A 16,498-nucleotide genomic window follows, 5' to 3' on the forward strand; every position below is an offset into this window, starting at 1 on the left:
TGAACGATATGGGACAAATCGAACAACGTTTGCAGCAATTGGGGATTGAACTGCCGGTAATCGGGGAACCGAGGTTCTCCTATATTCCATCCCGGCGCACGGGGAATCTTGTCTATACGTCCGGCATGGACTGCCGGATTAACGGTGTCTTGATGTATGAAGGCAAGCTCGGAACCGATCTGACGATCGAACAAGGCCAGGAAGCGGCGCGCCAAGTCATTATCAATGCGCTCGCCGTCATCAGGCATGAGCTGGGCACGCTGGATAATGTATCGAAGGTGATCAAAATGCTCGCCTTCGTGAACAGCGCTCCGGGCTTCGCGGATCAGCCCTATGTCATTAACGGGGCTTCCGACCTGCTGATCGAAGTATTCGGCGATGCGGGCCGCCATGCCCGCTCCGCTATCGGAACGAGCGGCCTGCCGTTCCATACACCGGTGGAGATCGAGCTTATCGTAGAAGTGAAAGACGGAGCATAATCAGGATAGACGCCAAAGATTAGGCGGCGCGTTCTTCGGAACGTGCTGCTTGTCTAGTGCCGGGCCGGACCTTTTCCTTACCGCTGGAAGAAATTATCCGCTGATATTCACTCGTTCATGCCGTTAACAGGAGAGTTCGTTGAGCAGCTGCCCTTCTTTTATGGAAATAAATTCCGTTGACCATCCGGACAACCCCCGATAAAGTAGGTTATGTATTCTTATTTTGCTTTATTGCGGTCAAGCGTGTAAGCGACCATGCGAAAATGCGTTCTCGCACGATAATGCCATTGCCTTTTCGTAGCGATCATACGCTAAGCTTGTTCTGCCTATCAATCGAGGAGTTGTCAATTATGAATTCATCAACGAACACTGCCGAGCAGGAGATGCTTCGGTTCGGGCAGAGCGTTACAATCTTCATTGCCATTCTGCTTATTCTTATCGTTCCGATTCTCGGATGGCGGGTAGAGCCGCATATTCCGCTGATTGCCGCCTCGGTCGCGGCGGGAGGACTCCTGCTGCTGTTCGGACGGTCTTGGGACGAAGTGGAGCGAGCCTTCGTTCGCGGATTGCAGGCATCGGTCCAGCCTGCGCTCCTGCTGACGCTGATCGGCATTCTTATCGGGGTCTGGATGATGAGCGGAACGGTGGCGACCTTGCTCTTCTACGGCACGTCCCTGTTCCAGCCGCAATGGTTCACCCTGAGCGCGCTGATGCTCACCGTAATTGTCTCGATGTTCGTCGGGAGCTCGCTTACGACGGTCGGCACGTTCGGGGTCGCCCTTGTCGGCATGGCCGCCTCCATGGGTGTCCATCCCGCAATCGCGGCGGGAGCGGTCGTGTCCGGCGCCTGCTTCGGAGACAAAATGTCCCCGTTGTCCGACACGACCAACTTCGCCTCTGCGGTTACCCGGGTATCGATCCCCGATCATATCCGCAACATGACGAAGACGACCGTGCCGGCATTCATTCTTACTTGTATCGCCTTCGCCTTGATCGGCTCCTCTTCCGCGCCCGATATGGAGGCGTTGGAAGCATTACAGCGCGATATCGGACAGAGCTTCCATATTACGCCGTGGGCGCTGCTCCCGCTGGCCGTCGTGCTCATCGCTGCGTTCAAGCGGGTGCCTGTCGCGCTGACGATGCTGCTGGGCATCGGCTCCGGCCTGGCCGTGGCCGCGCTGCTTCAGCATGCGTTCGATATCCGGCAGTGGATCAGCGTGATGCACTATGGATTCTCGGGCAGCTTCGCCCTGGAGGATACCGCCCGCATTATGAACCGGGGCGGCTTGCAATCGATGGCCGGCACGATCGCGCTCATCGCCATCGCGTTCGGCATGGGCGGGCTGCTGCAGCATGGCGGAGTCATTCCAGCCTTGTTCCGGCGCCTCATCGCCCCAATTCGGAAGAAGGAATCGCTCGTCATCGCAAGCGGTCTGAGCTCCATCGGCGTGAATGTCATTACCGGCGAGCAGTACATGTCCATCCTGCTTCCGGGCCAACTATTCGCCGACGAGTATGACAAGCGGAGCATTCCGCGGAAGACGCTGTCACGGACACTGGAGGATTGCGGCACGCTGGTCAATCCGTTAATCCCGTGGGGCGTCAGCGGCGCGATGATGACCGGCGCCATCGGATTGCCGGTGCTGGACTACGCGCCCTATGCTTTCTTTCTCTGGCTGTCGCCGCTCGTCACCTTCGCCTTCGTGCTGCTGCCGGGGCTGAAGGGCGGCGCGCTCGGCCTCGGGCCCGCCACATCGGCGCGTGGAGATGCCAAGAATGCCGGACTGTAGGCCGGATGTTGTCCCTTCCATGACAATATGGTAATCTCATAGCAGAGAGCGCCCGGGGCCATACGAAGGTGGCGGGGCATGGAGAGGAGGACGGCAGTGATTCAGCATAAGTACCCATCGTGGATCCGCTACGCGGTTATCATCATCTCGGTAATCGCCCTGTTCGCCTCTTCCCTGCTGCCCTCCGCGCCCGAGGAACCGTTGCAGTTGGATGACAGAAGCGCCTATTATCAGCATGACCGGCATTACCAGTCCGTTGTCGGCTCTCTTCACCATTATGTGGTGAAGATCCATAAGTTCGTGACGTGGAAGATTCTGTTCATGCTCTACCTGCTTCTGCTTCTCGCCAGAAGCGCCGTTCCGCGCTTCCGGTTCCGCGTGCCGTATCTGATTTTGCACCGCAGGCTTCTCTTGCGGCCGTTGAAGTACACCTCGCGCTTCGTCTTCGCCGATTAGATTGCGAGCGTCCGAATCCGGACCTGCAGCCTAAGCGGCGAGGAGGTGTGGCAGATGAAGGCAACCGGTTCAGATCAAGCCAAGCCTGCGGCGAACAGCGGCAAGCAAGGCCAGCCAATGAAGACCGATATGAAGGTCATTAATCGGGATGTCCGTAATATCCTGGTGTTCACGGCGGCATCGCTCGTGCTCATTGTCGCCCTATACTATTTGATGTAGTTGGCAGCATTGGCCCTAATACCTTTGCCCGTCGGGGGTTCATCCCCTGCGGGCAAAGGTTTTTTTGTGTCTCCGTTCTATTCAAGGTTCATTTTTCGCTAAAACGAACATATAATCTGCTATTAAATAAACCAATATGAACATTTAATTGAACTAAAATGAACATTGAGCTATACTATGAACGATAGCTCTCATCATTTTACTTATCTTAAGGAGGAAATCGTATCATGGAAATCCGTTACGCTTGTCATCCCGAAGGCGCGAAAGGCTATGACACTTCCCGTCTGCGCGAGGAATTTCTTATCGAGAAGCTGTTCATCGACAATGAGATTCAAATGGTGTACAGTCATGTTGACCGATACATTACCGGGGGCGTTCTGCCGACGACGAAGACGGTGAAGCTGGAGGCGGACGCGAAAGAAATGGGCGCCGATTATTTCCTGGAGCGGCGGGAGATCGGAATTATTAATGTCGGCGGAGAGGGTGTCATCACCGTGGACGGCGTTGCCTATGACATGGAGCCGCGCGACTGTCTCTATATCGGCATGGGAAGCAAGGATGTGACATTCGCCAGCAAAGAGGCTGCCCGCCCGGCGCGCTTCTACTTCAACTCGACGCCGGCGCACAAAACGTATCCGACGGAGAAGGTCGCCATCAGCAAGGCAACGCCGCAGCATCTCGGCAGTCTGTCGAGCTCCAACGAGCGCACCATTTATAAATATATCCATAGAGACGGCGTGCAAAGCTGCCAGCTCGTCATGGGCATGACGCTGCTGAAGCCGAACAATATGTGGAATACGATGCCTTGCCATACCCATAATCGCCGCTCCGAAGTCTATTTCTATTTCGACATGCCGGAGGACGGTGTCGTCTTCCATTTGATGGGCGAGCCGCAAGAGACGCGCCATGTCGTCGTTCGGAACGAGCAAGCCATTATTTCCCCTAGCTGGTCGATACATAGCGGCGTCGGCACGAGCAACTATACGTTCATCTGGGGCATGGCCGGGGAGAACCAGACATTCGAAGACATGGATATGGTCGGTATGAAGGATTTGAAGTAAAGGATACGATGTAAAGGATTTGAAGAAAATGTCCAATGTAAAACGCCATCAACAAATTATGGAGCTTCTCATTCAGCAGGGTGAAGTCAAAGTGAACGAACTGAGCGAGCAGCTGGAAGTGACCGGCAAGACGATCCGCGCCGATCTCGAAGCGCTTGAAGCGCAAGGCCTGCTTACCCGCGTTCACGGCGGCGCCGTGTTGAAGAATATGTCCGATCTCGGGCTGCTGCCGGTGCAGGCGCCGAACCGCCGGCATCTGAGCGAGAAGGCCGAGATTGCAGAGAAAGCCGTACGCCTCATCGAGCCCGACGACATCATTGCGCTTGATGGCGGAAGCACGACGCTGGAAATGGCGAAACGTCTGGATCATGAATCGTTAACGGTCGTGACCAACGATTTGTTCATCATCGCCGAGCTGATCCGGAAGCCCGACATCCGCCTCGTCGTTCCCGGCGGGTACCGCAACCGCAATCTGCTCGTCAGCAGCGAGGCGGTGCAGTTGGTCCGCAAGCTTAATATCCAGAAAGCGTTCGTCTCTTCCACCGGAATTCATACCGATAACGGCCTGACGATCTACACGAGCGAGCTGTATGATCTGAAGCGCGCCTGGATCGAGACGGCCAAGCATTCCTACGGAGTCGTCGATCATACCAAGTTCGGCAAATCGGCGCTTCTGACCTTCGCCTCCTTATCGGACATGACCGCCGTCATCACCGACGGCGGCCTGAACGAGGAAGCGAAGGCGACCTATATAGCGGCAGGAGTCCCGGACATCTTGTGAGCGTGCAGCCGGGACCTGTCCTCTAGTCAACCATCGATCGAATATGTCAGTTACCAAGGAGGAAGGGGTATGGAATCCATCTTCGATTTACGGGGCCGCACCGCCGTCGTCACGGGCGGGGGCATCGGCCTCGGTTACGGCATCGCCGAGGGTCTGGCCCGTGCGGGCGCTGATCTGATTCTCGTCTCTCACAACGTTCGCGAGGAGCCGCTGCAGAAGCTGCAGGATCTCGGGATCAAGGCCGCCTTCATTCAGGCCGATCTGCAAGATCTGAACGGAATTGAAAGCGTTGTCGCACAATGCCTGGAGGCTGCCGGAGGCAAGGTCGATATCTTGGTGAACAATTCCGGCATTATCCGCCGGACGCCCGCAGCGGACCATCCGTTATCGGACTGGCATGAGGTGCTGCAATTAAATCTGCATGCCGTCTTCTATTTGTGCCAGTCCTTCGGCAAGCTGATGATTCAGCGCGGTTCCGGCAAAATCATCAACATCGCCTCAATGCTCTCCTTCCAGGGCGGCATCAATGTGCCCGGGTATACCGCAGCGAAGCATGGGGTCGCCGGCATCACGAAGGCGCTCGCGAATGAATGGGCGAAGCACGGCGTCAACGTCAACGCGATCGCTCCAGGTTATATGGCGACCGACAACACGCAGCAGCTCCGCGACGACGAGAAGCGCAGCGCGGAGATTCTGGGCCGGATTCCGGCTGGACGCTGGGGGACGCCGGAGGATTTGGCCGGTCCTGCCGTGTTCCTCGCCTCCTCCGCCTCGGATTACGTGAATGGTCATATTTTGTGCGTGGACGGCGGCTGGATGAACCGCTAATAGAGGTTGTTCAAGTAGCCCGCTTTTAATCATGTTCCTATACGAGAAAGGGGCAATGAACGATGAAAACGCTATGGGCGCAAGCCATTGATGACGCGGTATCGAAGACGAGAGCCAATATCGGGCGCTTCGGGGAGCGGTTCCCCCATGTCGGCCGGGATGGGGGAGCATATCTTTTGAACGATAATACGGACTGGACCGACGGCTTCTGGAGCGGCATCTTGTGGCTCTGCTATGAGTATACGAAGGATGAGGCCTTCGGCGAGGCGGCCCGCCGAACGGTGCGAAGCTTCGATGAGCGGCTGCGGCGGGATATTGCACTTGATCATCACGACATCGGATTTCTGTATTCGCTCTCTTCCAAGGCGCAGTGGATTATCGAGCAGGATCCGGCGGCGCGTGACTTGACTATCCGTGCGGCGGATAAGCTCTTGAACCGCTGGCGAGAGAAGGGACGCTATATTCAGGCGTGGGGTCCGAAGGGCGATCCGAACAACGGCGGCCGCATCATCATCGACTGTCTGATGAATCTGCCGCTCCTGTTCTGGGCGACGGAAATGACCGGAGACAACCGTTATGCCGAAGTGGCGCGCATTCATGCCGAGCTAAGCAGACGCTATCTCGTGCGCGGCGATGATTCCTCGTACCATACGTTTCATTTCGAGCCCGAGAGCGGCCAGCCAATCGGCGGGTCGACGCATCAAGGGTTCACGAACGGATCGACCTGGACGCGCGGCCAGGCCTGGGGCATATACGGCTTCGCCCTCGCCTACCGCTACACGCACGACGATCATTTCCTGGAGACATCCCGGCGCATGGCCCGCTACTTCCTGGAACGGCTGCCGGAGGATCATGTCGTCTACTGGGATTTCGATGTGACGGCAGAAGACTCGACCCCAAGGGACAGCTCCGCCTCCGCGATTACCGCCGCCGGGCTGCAGGAGCTGCTGGCGCATCTGCCGGCCGATCACCCGGAGCGCGCCTGGCTGGAGAGCGGCCTGGAGAAGATGATGGAAGCGCTCGTCCGCCGCTACTCGACGATGCAGCTCCCGGAGGAAGACGGCTTGCTCCGGCGCGGCTCCTATGCCGTGCGGCTCGGCCACAGCCCGGACGACTATGTCATCTGGGGCGATTATTATTACTTGGAGGCCTTGATGCGCCTCGAACGCGGCGTGCCCGGCTACTGGTATAACCGCGCCTGACGTGCTTAACTGATTGCTCACTCGACAACAGTTATTATGTGAAATATCTTCAACTGCTCCAGTTACGCGGCTATTTGCAGAATGATGTGGCGGCAAGGATAGTGCTCAAGTACAAGCACTATCCTTTTTGTCATTGCGGTATCCGGCCATCGGCGGTATCGCCTTGAACCTTACAGGGGTCCCGCCCCATCGCCGCCTTGGCACCGGTAACCCCGGTTACGCGCGGAACTACTCTTTACCGATAAGCGCATTCGGTGACCTGGTTCCTTTGCATTTCCGCACGGTGGGCGGTTGGGGAGCGCTTGTACCATTTTTTATACAGCTTCGAAAAATACAAGGCATCCTCATAGCCGACGGAAGCGGCAATCTGCTCCATCGTCAGCTTCGTCGTCAGCAACAGCGTCCGCGCCCGCTCCATCCGGATGCGCAGCAGAAATTGCATCGGGGATTCCCCCATCTGCTTGCGGAACATTTTCGATAAATAGGTCCGGTGGTAGCCGAGCTTTTGCGCCAGCTCGTCGATCGATATCGATTTGTCATGCTGCAGCGTCAGCCATCGGGCTGCCTGTTCCACCTGCCGTTCGATATCGGTTCGGGTGTCTTCCTTCCCGGAACGCAGCGAGGCGCCTGCGGCCCGCGCATATTCAGACAGGATCAGGCGAAAATACCCCTCCGCCTCCATATCCCCCGCATGGCCGCCGCGGTGAAGCGCTTTCGTTACATTGCGAAGCAGCGCGTTCAAGCGATGGTGGCGGTAGCCCTGCAAGACAGGCACATGCGGCCCGACCCCGATCTCAGCCAGAATCCGGTCTGCCTCTTGTCCGCGAAATCCGACCCAGCTATATTGCCACGGTTCCTCGCCATCCGATTCATACCGCACCATTTCCCCCGGAAAAATAAAGAAGCTGTCGCCGCTGCGAAGCTGGTACTCCTGCCCGCGAATGACGAAGGTGCCCTTCCCGGACAAAATACTGTGCACCAAATAGTATTCATGCACCGTGGGACCGATGCGGTGATGGGGCTCGGTCTTCGCCTGCCCGCTGAAAAGAATCGTCAATTCCCCGCGAGACGGGTACTCGTTAATCGTGATATGCGCTGTCTCCGCCATCGGCATATCCTCCTCATCAGAATACAATATTCCATACTGTCGACCAAAATAACCATACTCATCTCTTGTCAAATCAGATATATTGATTGTAACGCATCTGCGTGCAAGTTGCATCAGACCATGAAAAAATTATTTAAGATCTTATTCCCACTCCATCGAAAGGATGATCTTGTAATGGGTAAAATTACGTTTCTCGGTGCCGGAAGCACGGTATTCGCCAAAAATGTGTTAGGCGACTGCATGCTGACGCCTGCGCTGCAATCGTTCGAGCTGGCCTTGTTCGACATCGATCACGAACGCCTCCGGGATTCCGAGCGGATGTTGAATAATCTGGTCACATCGCTCGGGAGCAAGTGCCGGGTCGTCGCTTATCACGACCGTAAGGAGGCGCTTCGGGGCGCCAAGTATGTCGTCAACGCGATTCAAGTCGGCGGGTATGATCCATGTACAATTACCGATTTCGAGATTCCGAAAAAATACGGCTTGCGCCAAACGATCGCCGATACGGTCGGCATCGGCGGAATTTTCCGCAATCTGCGCACCATCCCGGTCATGCTCGACTTCGCAAGAGACATGCAGGAGGTCTGTCCGGATGCTTGGTTCCTCAATTATACGAATCCGATGGCGGTATTGACTAACGTTATGATTACGCATGGCGGCGTGAAGACGGTTGGCCTGTGCCACAGCGTGCAGGTATGCATGCCCTGGCTGTTCGACCATCTCGGCATGGATTCTACGGGGGTACAGGCGAAAATCGCCGGCATCAACCATATGGCCTGGCTATTGGAAGTGACGAAGGACGGTCAAGATCTGTATCCGGAGATTAAGCGCCGGGCGGCGGAGAAGCAGAAGGAAAAGCATCATGATATGGTACGCTACGAGCTGATGTTCAAGTTCGGCTATTATGTCACCGAGTCATCCGAGCATAATGCCGAATATCATCCGTATTTCATCAAGCGGGCCTATCCGGAATTGATCGACAAGCTGAACATTCCGCTGGATGAATACCCGCGCCGCTGCGTGAATCAGATCGCCAACTGGAAGGAGATGCGCGACAAGTTGGTGAACGATACGAGGCTAGAGCATGCCCGTTCGCATGAATATGCTTCCTATATCTTCGAAGCAATGGAGACGGGGGTGCCGTTCAAGATTGGCGGCAACGTCATGAATACGGGACTGATTCCGAATCTTCCGGCGGAAGCCTGTGTCGAGGTGCCTTGTCTCGTCGATCGCAGCGGCGTGACGCCAACCTATGTCGGCAATCTGCCGCCGCAGTTGGCCGCGCTGAACCGGACCAATATCAACACGCAGCTCCTGACGATTGAAGCGGCTATCACTGGCAAGAAGGAGCATATTTATCATGCTGCGATGCTCGATCCGCATACATCCGCTGAGCTCAGCCTCGACGATATCGTAGCGCTATGCGACGATATGATTGAAGCGCATGGCAGCTGGCTGCCAGCGTTCCGCTAACCCTGCGGCCCGTCTGCAACGGCGCAGACGAACAGACAGACCGTATCTCCTTCGGCGAGGAGATACGGTCTGTTGTCGTCCGCCGCCCGTTCAAGCGGCATTAGGCCAGCCCGAGCAGATGGACCAGGGCGAAGCCGAGACCCGACAGCAGCACCGAACCGATAAGCCCAGCCGCGAACGAGGTCAGGCCAAGCCGGCGGAATGCGACCAGATCGACGTTCAGGCCAAGACCGGCCATCGCCATCGCGATCAGCATATAAGCCAGCGTCACAATGCCGGAAGCGATATCGGCCGAGATGATGCCCAATGAATTGATGCCGCTCACGATCAGGAAGCCAAGGATGAACCAAGGAATCGGTATCGTGCGCCAGGACAGCTTCGTGCTGTTCCCCTTCTCCCGCTGCTCGGCCCGATTCGCCCAGATGCCGATGAGGATCGCTACCGGAACGAGAAGCGCCACCCGGGTTAGCTTCACGATGACTGCCATATCGACCGCGCCGTCGCCTCCAGGCGCTGCGGCCGCAATGACATGCGCAATCTCATGCAGCGTTGCGCCCGCGAAGATGCCGTACCCATTCTGCGTCAGCCCGAGCACCGGATACAAAAAGGTATATAAAAGCGTAAAGATCGTGCCCAATATCGCGACCATGGCCGCGCCAATGGCCGTCTCCTCGTCCTTGGCCTTAATCTGCGGCGAAATCGCGACAACTGCAGCCGCCCCGCAAATGGCCGTGCCGCATGCCGTCAGAATGCCAAGCCGCTTCTCGACCTTGAACAGCCTTGCCAATCCATAGACGACACTAATGGCGAATATAATGACAATGACCGCAATCAGAAATACTTTTGGCCCCGCCTGGACAATATCCATCAGATTCAGTCTCATCCCGAGCAGGATAATCCCGAGCCGAAGCAGCTTCTTGCTTGAAAAGTTCGTGCCCGCCACAATCTGATCGGGCACGCCGATCGTGGCACGCCACAGAATGCCGATCAAGATAGCGATAACAAGCTGACCCATAATGCTAAGGAACGGAAGCCCGGCTAAATACTTGGCAGCCAGCGCGATGACAAGCGTCAACCCGATTCCAAGCGCAAATCCAAGTCTGTTCCGCTGCTTGCGGGCCTTACTTGCGCCAAGTCCTTCTCCCTGACTCATGTTTTTCCCCCAATTCTGTCTATTTGCATTCTCACATTGCAGCGTTGAGGCGATAAAGCATCGTACCGCAGCATAGTCCAGCACTTTCCTGCAGCTCCTTCCTGCAGCTCCTTCCTGCAGCTCCCGATATGAGGATGGCGCCTCCTGCTCTCTGCTCACCTTTTCAATGCCCGTCAGTCCCGAACTTCTTCCCGCCCGCCTGCATGTGAATCCTGATTCCATAATCAACTATAAGACGAAATGAGCTTAATGTGAAATACCAATATGCTATCTGCACGATTAGGAAAACTTATGCTTGCCTGAACGGCGGCATCCGGATTGTTCCATTCGGGATAAAGGGATACAATGGGAGAGGATACAAGCAAGCGATTCCATCAACAGAATTGTCTGCCCAACTTGATGGGTACCGGAGGATTCGTACATGATTGTCGACACGTTGAAAGTTTATGTAACCGTTGTGGAGCAGTGCAATTTTTCCAGAGCCGCCAAACTACTCAATCTGTCCCAGCCGGGCGTAAGCATGCATATCCGGAACCTGGAGAACGAATTCGGCATCAAGCTGATTCATCGCTCTCCCCGGCATGTGAAGACGACGGACGCCGGACATATCCTATACCAGCGGGCCAAGCAAATGCTTGCTCTGTATGATAACGCCAAGGAAGAAATCCATCTGTTGCGGGATGAAGTGACCGGTTCGCTGAAGGTGGGAGCCAGCTTCACGATCGGGGAGTATATTTTGCCGCGGCTGATCGCGGATTTTGCCCGTCAATATCCGCAGGTCGATATCCAGGTGATGATTGCCAACACGGAAGAAATCGCGCAAGCCGTGCGGGCGAATGAGCTCGATATCGGGCTCGTCGAAGGCAAGGTCGATTATGCCGATATTTTGGTGGATCATCCGTTCATGGAGGACGAGATGATTCTCGTCGCCCCCCCGGATCACGAGCTGACGGCGCTGCTGAAGCTGGAGGCGTCCATGCTTCAGGATCAAATTTGGATTCTGCGCGAGAGCGGTTCGGGAACCCGCTCCTACAGCGAGCAATTTATTCGCGATCTCGGCGTGGAGCCGAAGCGCACCTATGTGTTCAACAGCAGCCAAGGGGTAAAGGAGGCCGTTCTCGCCGGTCTTGGCATCGCTCTGCTCTCCCGTTGGGTCATTCATAAGGAATTGGAAGCAGGCGAACTGCGCCGCATTCATGTTAAGGGAGGCCGCGTCATTCGCCCGTTCTTCATCCTGCAGGATACGAAGGCAGCGTCGACCATGGCTATGAAAATGCTGATTCAGCAGGTTCGGCAGCTGTCCTGAACGATTCATGCGGGAGGAATGGCACCACTCGGCGCCTCCCTTCATAGAATATCACTGGACACTCTGTATAGGGATTTAGGCATCACTCCCTATCGCGGCTCTCCGTGTATGTTCCTCCATGACACCAGCCGAAGGCAGAGCCTTCGGCTGGTGTCATGCCCCAGACGATTACTCGCCCTGGGCACGGTGATGATGGAATTCCGGATGATCGTCCGCTTCCTGTGCTCGCTGCGCCCGATTCCGCTTTATGATAAGCCCTGCAGCGACGACACCCAGCACGACGATCGCCTCGAATCCGTATTTGATGAACGGATTGGTGAAGTACGGGGCGACAAATTTTTCAGCCACGAGCATTTTCGAGGCGGTCCAAGCCAGCACGGCGGAGCCCAGTACGATAATAACCGGATAACGCTCGATAAATTTAAGTACAATCGTACTTCCCCAGACAACAATCGGAAGCGAGATCATCAATCCGAGAACGACCAGGAACGGATGTCCCTTGGCGGCGCCCGCCACAGCCAGCACATTATCGAGCCCCATAGCCGCGTCAGCGACGATGATGGTGCCAACGGCCGCCCCGATGCTGCTGCCGGCCTTAATGTTATGCTCCTTCTCTTCAATCATCAGCTTCACTGCTATCCAGAGCAGAAGAAGACCGCCGAACAATTGAAGTCCGGGAACCATCAGCAGGTAGACGACCAGCAAGGTGGCGATCGCCCGAATCACAATCGCTCCGCCAGTCCCCAAAATAATTACTTTTTTCTGATCCTGCTTCGGAACATTGCGTGCGGCAAGGCCAATAACGATGGCATTGTCCCCTGCCAGCACGAGGTCGATGACTACGATCGACAACAATGCCGTCCAGAATTCAATTGAGAATAGTTCCACAATGACTGCCTCCCAAACTGTAGTATGCTTGATGCTACGAAAAATAAAACAAGCCGTCACCACGAGGCGACGGCTCTAAATGATCAAAAAAGACCTTCACCATCGCAACCCGTGGCAAAGGTCTCGCAAACAACGTGTACGTTGCCAGTACCGCCGGGGACGAGGCGACTCGATCCCGTAATGACGACGAATACTGTGCTAGCTACTCCCCTTTGTGGAGTATCGTTTTCGATACATTCATACTAGCACGGATCGGCAGCATATACAACCCTCATCTTTCAGGGGGGGGCCGCCCATTTTTGCGTGCCGCCTTTGTTGTCTCACGGCCTCCATTTGGTTATGATATGGCTATGCAAAGGAGTTGATATCCAATGAGCGACCATACTCAACCTTCTCTGGAAAAAGCGACATTCGCAGGCGGCTGCTTCTGGTGCATGGTGACTCCGTTCGAGGAGCTGCCCGGGATCCGCTCGATCGTCTCCGGATATACCGGCGGCCATACGGAAGATCCGACCTATGAAGAAGTGTGCACCGACCGGACCGGCCATGCGGAGGCCGTGCAGATTACGTTCGATCCCGCCGTATTTCCTTATAAGAAGCTGCTGGAGCTGTTCTGGCAGCAGATCGATCCGACCGATCCGGGCGGACAATTCTACGATCGGGGCTCCTCATACCGGACTGCGATCTTCTACCATAACGAGAAGCAGCGGGAGGAAGCGGAGCAATCCAAGCGAGAGCTGGAGCGCAGCGGCCGCTTCGACAAGCCGCTCGCAACCGAGATTGTCCCGGCGTCCGCCTTCTACCCTGCTGAGGAGCACCACCAGGACTATCATCGGAAGCAGCCGGCCCATTACAAGCGGTACCGTACGGGCTCCGGGCGCGATGCCTTCATCGCCAAGCATTGGAGCGTAAGCGAGCAGGACAAGGCCCGGCTGAAGGAAGAGCTCACCCCGATGCAGTTCCATGTCACACAAAATAATGGAACAGAGCCCCCGTTCCAGAACGAATTCTGGAATCATACGGGAGACGGCATCTATGTCGACATCGTCTCGGGCGAACCTCTGTTCAGCTCGAGCGACAAATATGATGCAGGGTGCGGATGGCCAAGCTTCACGAGACCGCTTCGCTCTTATCATATCGAAGAGAAGCTTGACCTCTCCCACGGCATGGTCCGCACCGAAGTGCGCAGCCGCTACGGCGACTCTCATCTCGGGCATGTGTTCGACGACGGTCCCGGCCCGAACGGACTGCGCTACTGCATCAATTCCGCCGCCCTGCGCTTCATTCCGAAGGAGAAGCTGGAAGAGGAAGGCTATGGCGAATATGCCGACTTATTTGCCGATTGATGGACTTGCCGGCCCTTGGTCCAGCGCGACAGAGCGCTTCGGATCAAGGGCCGGCGGCCGCTTGGCTGAAGCAGTGGCGGCCGATCTGAAGTCATTACGGCACTTTTAAGACGCCAGGCTATTCCGGACGTTGCTCCCGGCCATGATGCTGGATGCCCGCATAGTGCTCCGGGCCGGGGTTCAGATCAAGCACATACCGCATCGGCCCCGCCAAAGCAAGCTGATGCTCGCACTGCCAGCGAATCTCCTCCGAGCCAACCGTCTCGCCGTCTTGGATAATATCCCCGTGATCGTGCAAATAGTACCCGATATCGCTAACCCACGAGGCCACTTCATTCGCCTCCATCCCCCTAAAATGACACTGGACATCGGGCAAGCCGAGCGCCGCCAGGCCGCAGGTATCCATAATCATCTCGTCTCTGCCATGCACGTGATAGAAGCGGAGATTCATCGCCCCGTATAAGTGCTGGCCGGCTTCGAGAGCGGCCGCATAGGCTTGGGGATGAACGATCTTGTCGCTGGCCTGGAAATAGATCGCTTCACAAGGCGCCGTCTCCAGCAAAGCCCGAAGCGCACCGCCAATGAGCTGCAGCCGCTGCTTATACTCCAGGCCGCGCGCGCAGAAATCGGTCAGCAGCAGGGAGTGGCGGCAGCCGGCAACGGCTTCTCTCGCTTCCGGCCAATGCCAGGCTTGCTGCAGCGCCGTCTCGAAGGCTGCCTCCTCCACCGGCTTATCCGAAGTCAAGATACATGTCTGTGCCGGCAGCGCTCCCTCCTGATACTCAATCATGTGATTCAGATGGAAGAAGTGCATGATGCCGCCTGCTTCCGTAACTTCGCTCTCATTAGACTCCCATACTGCCAGCGACTCCTCCGGCTCCCCAGTTCCTTCCTCGTCCTCCGCGCAGTGAATCTCTCCAGTATACTGCTGCATTTTGCCGTACAGCATCTCCCGGTCCAGCTCTGGCTTATCCTTGTACAGCACTTGAATGGCGTAAACATCGGCAAATCCGGATTGATCTAGCTCATCTTGATCATGTTGCTCATGTTGTTCATCCTGCCCATGTTGATCATCTTGCCCATCTTGCTCATCGTGCTCTTGTTGATCATCGTACTCTTGTTGATCATCGTACTCTTGTTGATCATCTTGTTCATGTTGCTCTCCAAGCCCATTCATTGCTTCTTCGTTCCGAGTCTCTCCCTTGTTTGTCATGCCCCACACTCCTTATGAATTCGAATCGTCGAGCCGTGCCGTGCTTCCCTTTCCGGCCTTTCGGGGGCACTGCTTCCTGGCCTATGCTCCCGGGCACAGCTTCCTGGCCAAGGCTTCCCGGGGCCTGCTTCTCGGCACCGCTACCGCTCTATTACAGTTCCCGATAGGAAGCGTATTCCTGGAGCAGCGGGGCCATCCGCACCGTCGCTTGCCGGCGGGAGCTTTCCATGGCGCCGAACACCATCGCCATGCTCTTCACGTTGTCGGCGGCGCAAGTCTCTGCCGGCCGGCCTTCGGCCATCGCAGCGAAGATATCATCGAGGCAGCCGGCATGCCCCTCCCGGCCGCTCCAATCCATCGATGCCTCCGTCCGCATTGCTTCCCCGGCATCATTGAACGATTCGGCTTCGATCCGGTCTTCGCCGTCCCATATCGCGGTGCCCCGGCTTCCCGCAACTCGCCAAGCCGCCTCCCATGACGTCGGGAATCCTTGGGCGCTCCAGGAGCCGCGGTAGTTGAACAAGGACCCGTCACTCATCTCGAAGGTGCAGACAGCGCTGGCATGACCTTTATACCAGGAGCCGGGAAGATTCCACTCATGACAGGTAACGGATACCGGATCGGCCCCGGTGATGAAGCGCGCTTGATCGAACGTATGGATGGCCATGTCCAGAATCAGCGGACTCGCCATCTGCTCCCGGAAGCCTCCGAACCGGGGCGCCAGGAAGAAATCCGCCCCGACGAAGCCCATCGGGCCGATGACGCCCGACTGCACCAGGTCGCGGAACGCCCGAATCCGGCGCAAGTAACGGCGGTTCTGCATTATAGACAGGGACAACCCTGTCTTCCGAGACAGCTCGGCTAACTCTATCGCCGCGGTGAGGCTGGATGCCATCGGCTTTTCCGCTATCACATGACAGCCCATCTCCAATGCCGTTCCCGAGGTTGCGCGATGCGCATCCGGCGTTGTCACGTCGAACACGAGATTGGCCCCGCTGCGCCGGATCGCTTCCCGCAGATCCGAATACAACCCGCACGATAGGCCGTGCCTGTCCGCCATCTGCAAGGCGGCTTCCGGCCAAATATCGACGAGGCCGACGATCTCCGTATCCTCGCGCTCCCTGGCATACTCGATCCACGTATTGGCCATTTGGCCGCATCCGGCCACAACGACCTTCCATGTTGTCATAATGCG

16 protein-coding genes are annotated in these 16,498 nt (G+C 56.5%); 11 read left to right on the plus strand and 5 right to left on the minus strand.

The window, feature by feature from the left end:
• Nucleotides 1-8: 8 nt before the first annotated feature.
• The 8 genes from FLT43_RS06535 to FLT43_RS06565 all read left to right on the plus strand — a co-directional run bounded on the left by FLT43_RS06535 (nt 9) and on the right by FLT43_RS06565 (nt 6,816).
• Nucleotides 9-479, plus strand: a complete 471-nt coding sequence (locus FLT43_RS06535; protein WP_087442667.1) for a RidA family protein — start codon at nt 9-11, stop codon at nt 477-479.
• Nucleotides 480-829: 350 nt separating this feature from the next.
• Nucleotides 830-2,269, plus strand: a complete 1,440-nt coding sequence (nhaC, locus tag FLT43_RS06540; RefSeq protein WP_087442469.1) for a Na+/H+ antiporter NhaC — start codon at nt 830-832, stop codon at nt 2,267-2,269.
• A gap of 96 nt (nt 2,270-2,365) precedes the next feature.
• Nucleotides 2,366-2,725: a hypothetical protein gene (locus FLT43_RS06545; RefSeq protein WP_087442468.1), complete on the plus strand. Its 360-nt coding sequence runs from the start codon at nt 2,366-2,368 to the stop codon at nt 2,723-2,725.
• 54 nt (nt 2,726-2,779) lie between these two features.
• The gene (locus tag FLT43_RS29250) at nt 2,780-2,944 is read left to right on the plus strand and encodes a hypothetical protein (protein ID WP_164776484.1); all 165 of its coding nucleotides are present in this window, start codon (nt 2,780-2,782) and stop codon (nt 2,942-2,944) included.
• Nucleotides 2,945-3,171: 227 nt separating this feature from the next.
• On the plus strand, nt 3,172-4,005 hold the full coding sequence (gene kduI / locus FLT43_RS06550) for a 5-dehydro-4-deoxy-D-glucuronate isomerase (protein WP_087442467.1): 834 nt from the start codon (nt 3,172-3,174) through the stop codon (nt 4,003-4,005).
• A 28-nt stretch (nt 4,006-4,033) separates the two neighbouring features.
• Nucleotides 4,034-4,786, plus strand: a complete 753-nt coding sequence (locus tag FLT43_RS06555; RefSeq protein ID WP_087442466.1) for a DeoR/GlpR family DNA-binding transcription regulator — start codon at nt 4,034-4,036, stop codon at nt 4,784-4,786.
• Between the two features lie 69 nt (nt 4,787-4,855).
• A complete protein-coding gene (gene kduD, locus FLT43_RS06560) occupies nt 4,856-5,614 on the plus strand; it encodes a 2-dehydro-3-deoxy-D-gluconate 5-dehydrogenase KduD (protein ID WP_087442465.1) in 759 nt (252 codons plus the stop codon).
• Between the two features lie 62 nt (nt 5,615-5,676).
• Entirely contained in the window at nt 5,677-6,816 is a 1,140-nt protein-coding gene (locus tag FLT43_RS06565; protein WP_087442464.1) for a glycoside hydrolase family 88 protein, read from the plus strand.
• A gap of 235 nt (nt 6,817-7,051) precedes the next feature.
• On the opposite strand, the gene FLT43_RS06570 is transcribed toward FLT43_RS06565, so the two are convergent.
• The gene (locus FLT43_RS06570; protein WP_087442463.1) at nt 7,052-7,924 is read right to left on the minus strand and encodes an AraC family transcriptional regulator; all 873 of its coding nucleotides are present in this window, start codon (nt 7,922-7,924) and stop codon (nt 7,052-7,054) included.
• A gap of 174 nt (nt 7,925-8,098) precedes the next feature.
• Between FLT43_RS06570 and melA the strand changes: the two genes are divergently transcribed.
• Complete coding sequence (gene melA, locus FLT43_RS06575; protein WP_087442462.1) at nt 8,099-9,397, plus strand: alpha-glucosidase/alpha-galactosidase; 1,299 nt, start codon at nt 8,099-8,101, stop codon at nt 9,395-9,397.
• 100 nt (nt 9,398-9,497) lie between these two features.
• Here the strand turns inward: melA and FLT43_RS06580 are convergent, their stop codons facing one another.
• Nucleotides 9,498-10,550, minus strand: coding sequence for a YeiH family protein (locus FLT43_RS06580; RefSeq protein ID WP_087442666.1), 1,053 nt, complete (start codon nt 10,548-10,550; stop codon nt 9,498-9,500).
• Nucleotides 10,551-10,971: 421 nt separating this feature from the next.
• Between FLT43_RS06580 and FLT43_RS06585 the strand changes: the two genes are divergently transcribed.
• Nucleotides 10,972-11,856 (plus strand): LysR family transcriptional regulator, encoded by an 885-nt coding sequence (locus tag FLT43_RS06585; protein ID WP_087442461.1) that lies wholly within the window; start codon nt 10,972-10,974, stop codon nt 11,854-11,856.
• 168 nt (nt 11,857-12,024) lie between these two features.
• Here the strand turns inward: FLT43_RS06585 and FLT43_RS06590 are convergent, their stop codons facing one another.
• The gene (locus tag FLT43_RS06590; RefSeq protein ID WP_087442460.1) at nt 12,025-12,744 is read right to left on the minus strand and encodes a TerC family protein; all 720 of its coding nucleotides are present in this window, start codon (nt 12,742-12,744) and stop codon (nt 12,025-12,027) included.
• Nucleotides 12,745-13,115: 371 nt separating this feature from the next.
• Here FLT43_RS06590 and msrB point away from each other — a divergent pair, with 371 nt between their 5' ends.
• The gene (msrB, locus tag FLT43_RS06595) at nt 13,116-14,090 is read left to right on the plus strand and encodes a peptide-methionine (R)-S-oxide reductase MsrB (RefSeq protein ID WP_087442459.1); all 975 of its coding nucleotides are present in this window, start codon (nt 13,116-13,118) and stop codon (nt 14,088-14,090) included.
• Between the two features lie 118 nt (nt 14,091-14,208).
• Here the strand turns inward: msrB and FLT43_RS06600 are convergent, their stop codons facing one another.
• Nucleotides 14,209-15,303, minus strand: a complete 1,095-nt coding sequence (locus tag FLT43_RS06600) for a DUF4261 domain-containing protein (RefSeq protein WP_244194185.1) — start codon at nt 15,301-15,303, stop codon at nt 14,209-14,211.
• Between the two features lie 151 nt (nt 15,304-15,454).
• Nucleotides 15,455-16,492, minus strand: a complete 1,038-nt coding sequence (locus FLT43_RS06605; protein WP_087442458.1) for a Gfo/Idh/MocA family protein — start codon at nt 16,490-16,492, stop codon at nt 15,455-15,457.
• Between the last annotated feature and the right edge of the window lie 6 nt (nt 16,493-16,498).

The organism is Paenibacillus thiaminolyticus (assembly GCF_007066085.1).
In the GTDB taxonomy this organism is placed as follows: domain Bacteria; phylum Bacillota; class Bacilli; order Paenibacillales; family Paenibacillaceae; genus Paenibacillus_B; species Paenibacillus_B thiaminolyticus.

What these genes read in the sequence shown, in the direction of transcription:
- FLT43_RS06535 (WP_087442667.1), top strand. Translation starts at nt 9, where the DNA reads ATGGGACAAATCGAACAACGTTTGCAGCAATTGGGGATTGAACTGCCG.
- nhaC (WP_087442469.1), top strand. Translation starts at nt 830, where the DNA reads ATGAATTCATCAACGAACACTGCCGAGCAGGAGATGCTTCGGTTCGGG.
- FLT43_RS29250 (WP_164776484.1), top strand. Translation starts at nt 2,780, where the DNA reads ATGAAGGCAACCGGTTCAGATCAAGCCAAGCCTGCGGCGAACAGCGGC.
- kduI (WP_087442467.1), top strand. Translation starts at nt 3,172, where the DNA reads ATGGAAATCCGTTACGCTTGTCATCCCGAAGGCGCGAAAGGCTATGAC.
- FLT43_RS06555 (WP_087442466.1), top strand. Translation starts at nt 4,034, where the DNA reads ATGTCCAATGTAAAACGCCATCAACAAATTATGGAGCTTCTCATTCAG.
- kduD (WP_087442465.1), top strand. Translation starts at nt 4,856, where the DNA reads ATGGAATCCATCTTCGATTTACGGGGCCGCACCGCCGTCGTCACGGGC.
- FLT43_RS06565 (WP_087442464.1), top strand. Translation starts at nt 5,677, where the DNA reads ATGAAAACGCTATGGGCGCAAGCCATTGATGACGCGGTATCGAAGACG.
- FLT43_RS06570 (WP_087442463.1), bottom strand. Translation starts at nt 7,924, where the DNA reads ATGGCGGAGACAGCGCATATCACGATTAACGAGTACCCGTCTCGCGGG.
- melA (WP_087442462.1), top strand. Translation starts at nt 8,099, where the DNA reads ATGGGTAAAATTACGTTTCTCGGTGCCGGAAGCACGGTATTCGCCAAA.
- FLT43_RS06580 (WP_087442666.1), bottom strand. Translation starts at nt 10,550, where the DNA reads ATGAGTCAGGGAGAAGGACTTGGCGCAAGTAAGGCCCGCAAGCAGCGG.
- FLT43_RS06585 (WP_087442461.1), top strand. Translation starts at nt 10,972, where the DNA reads ATGATTGTCGACACGTTGAAAGTTTATGTAACCGTTGTGGAGCAGTGC.
- msrB (WP_087442459.1), top strand. Translation starts at nt 13,116, where the DNA reads ATGAGCGACCATACTCAACCTTCTCTGGAAAAAGCGACATTCGCAGGC.
- FLT43_RS06600 (WP_244194185.1), bottom strand. Translation starts at nt 15,303, where the DNA reads ATGACAAACAAGGGAGAGACTCGGAACGAAGAAGCAATGAATGGGCTT.
- FLT43_RS06605 (WP_087442458.1), bottom strand. Translation starts at nt 16,492, where the DNA reads ATGACAACATGGAAGGTCGTTGTGGCCGGATGCGGCCAAATGGCCAAT.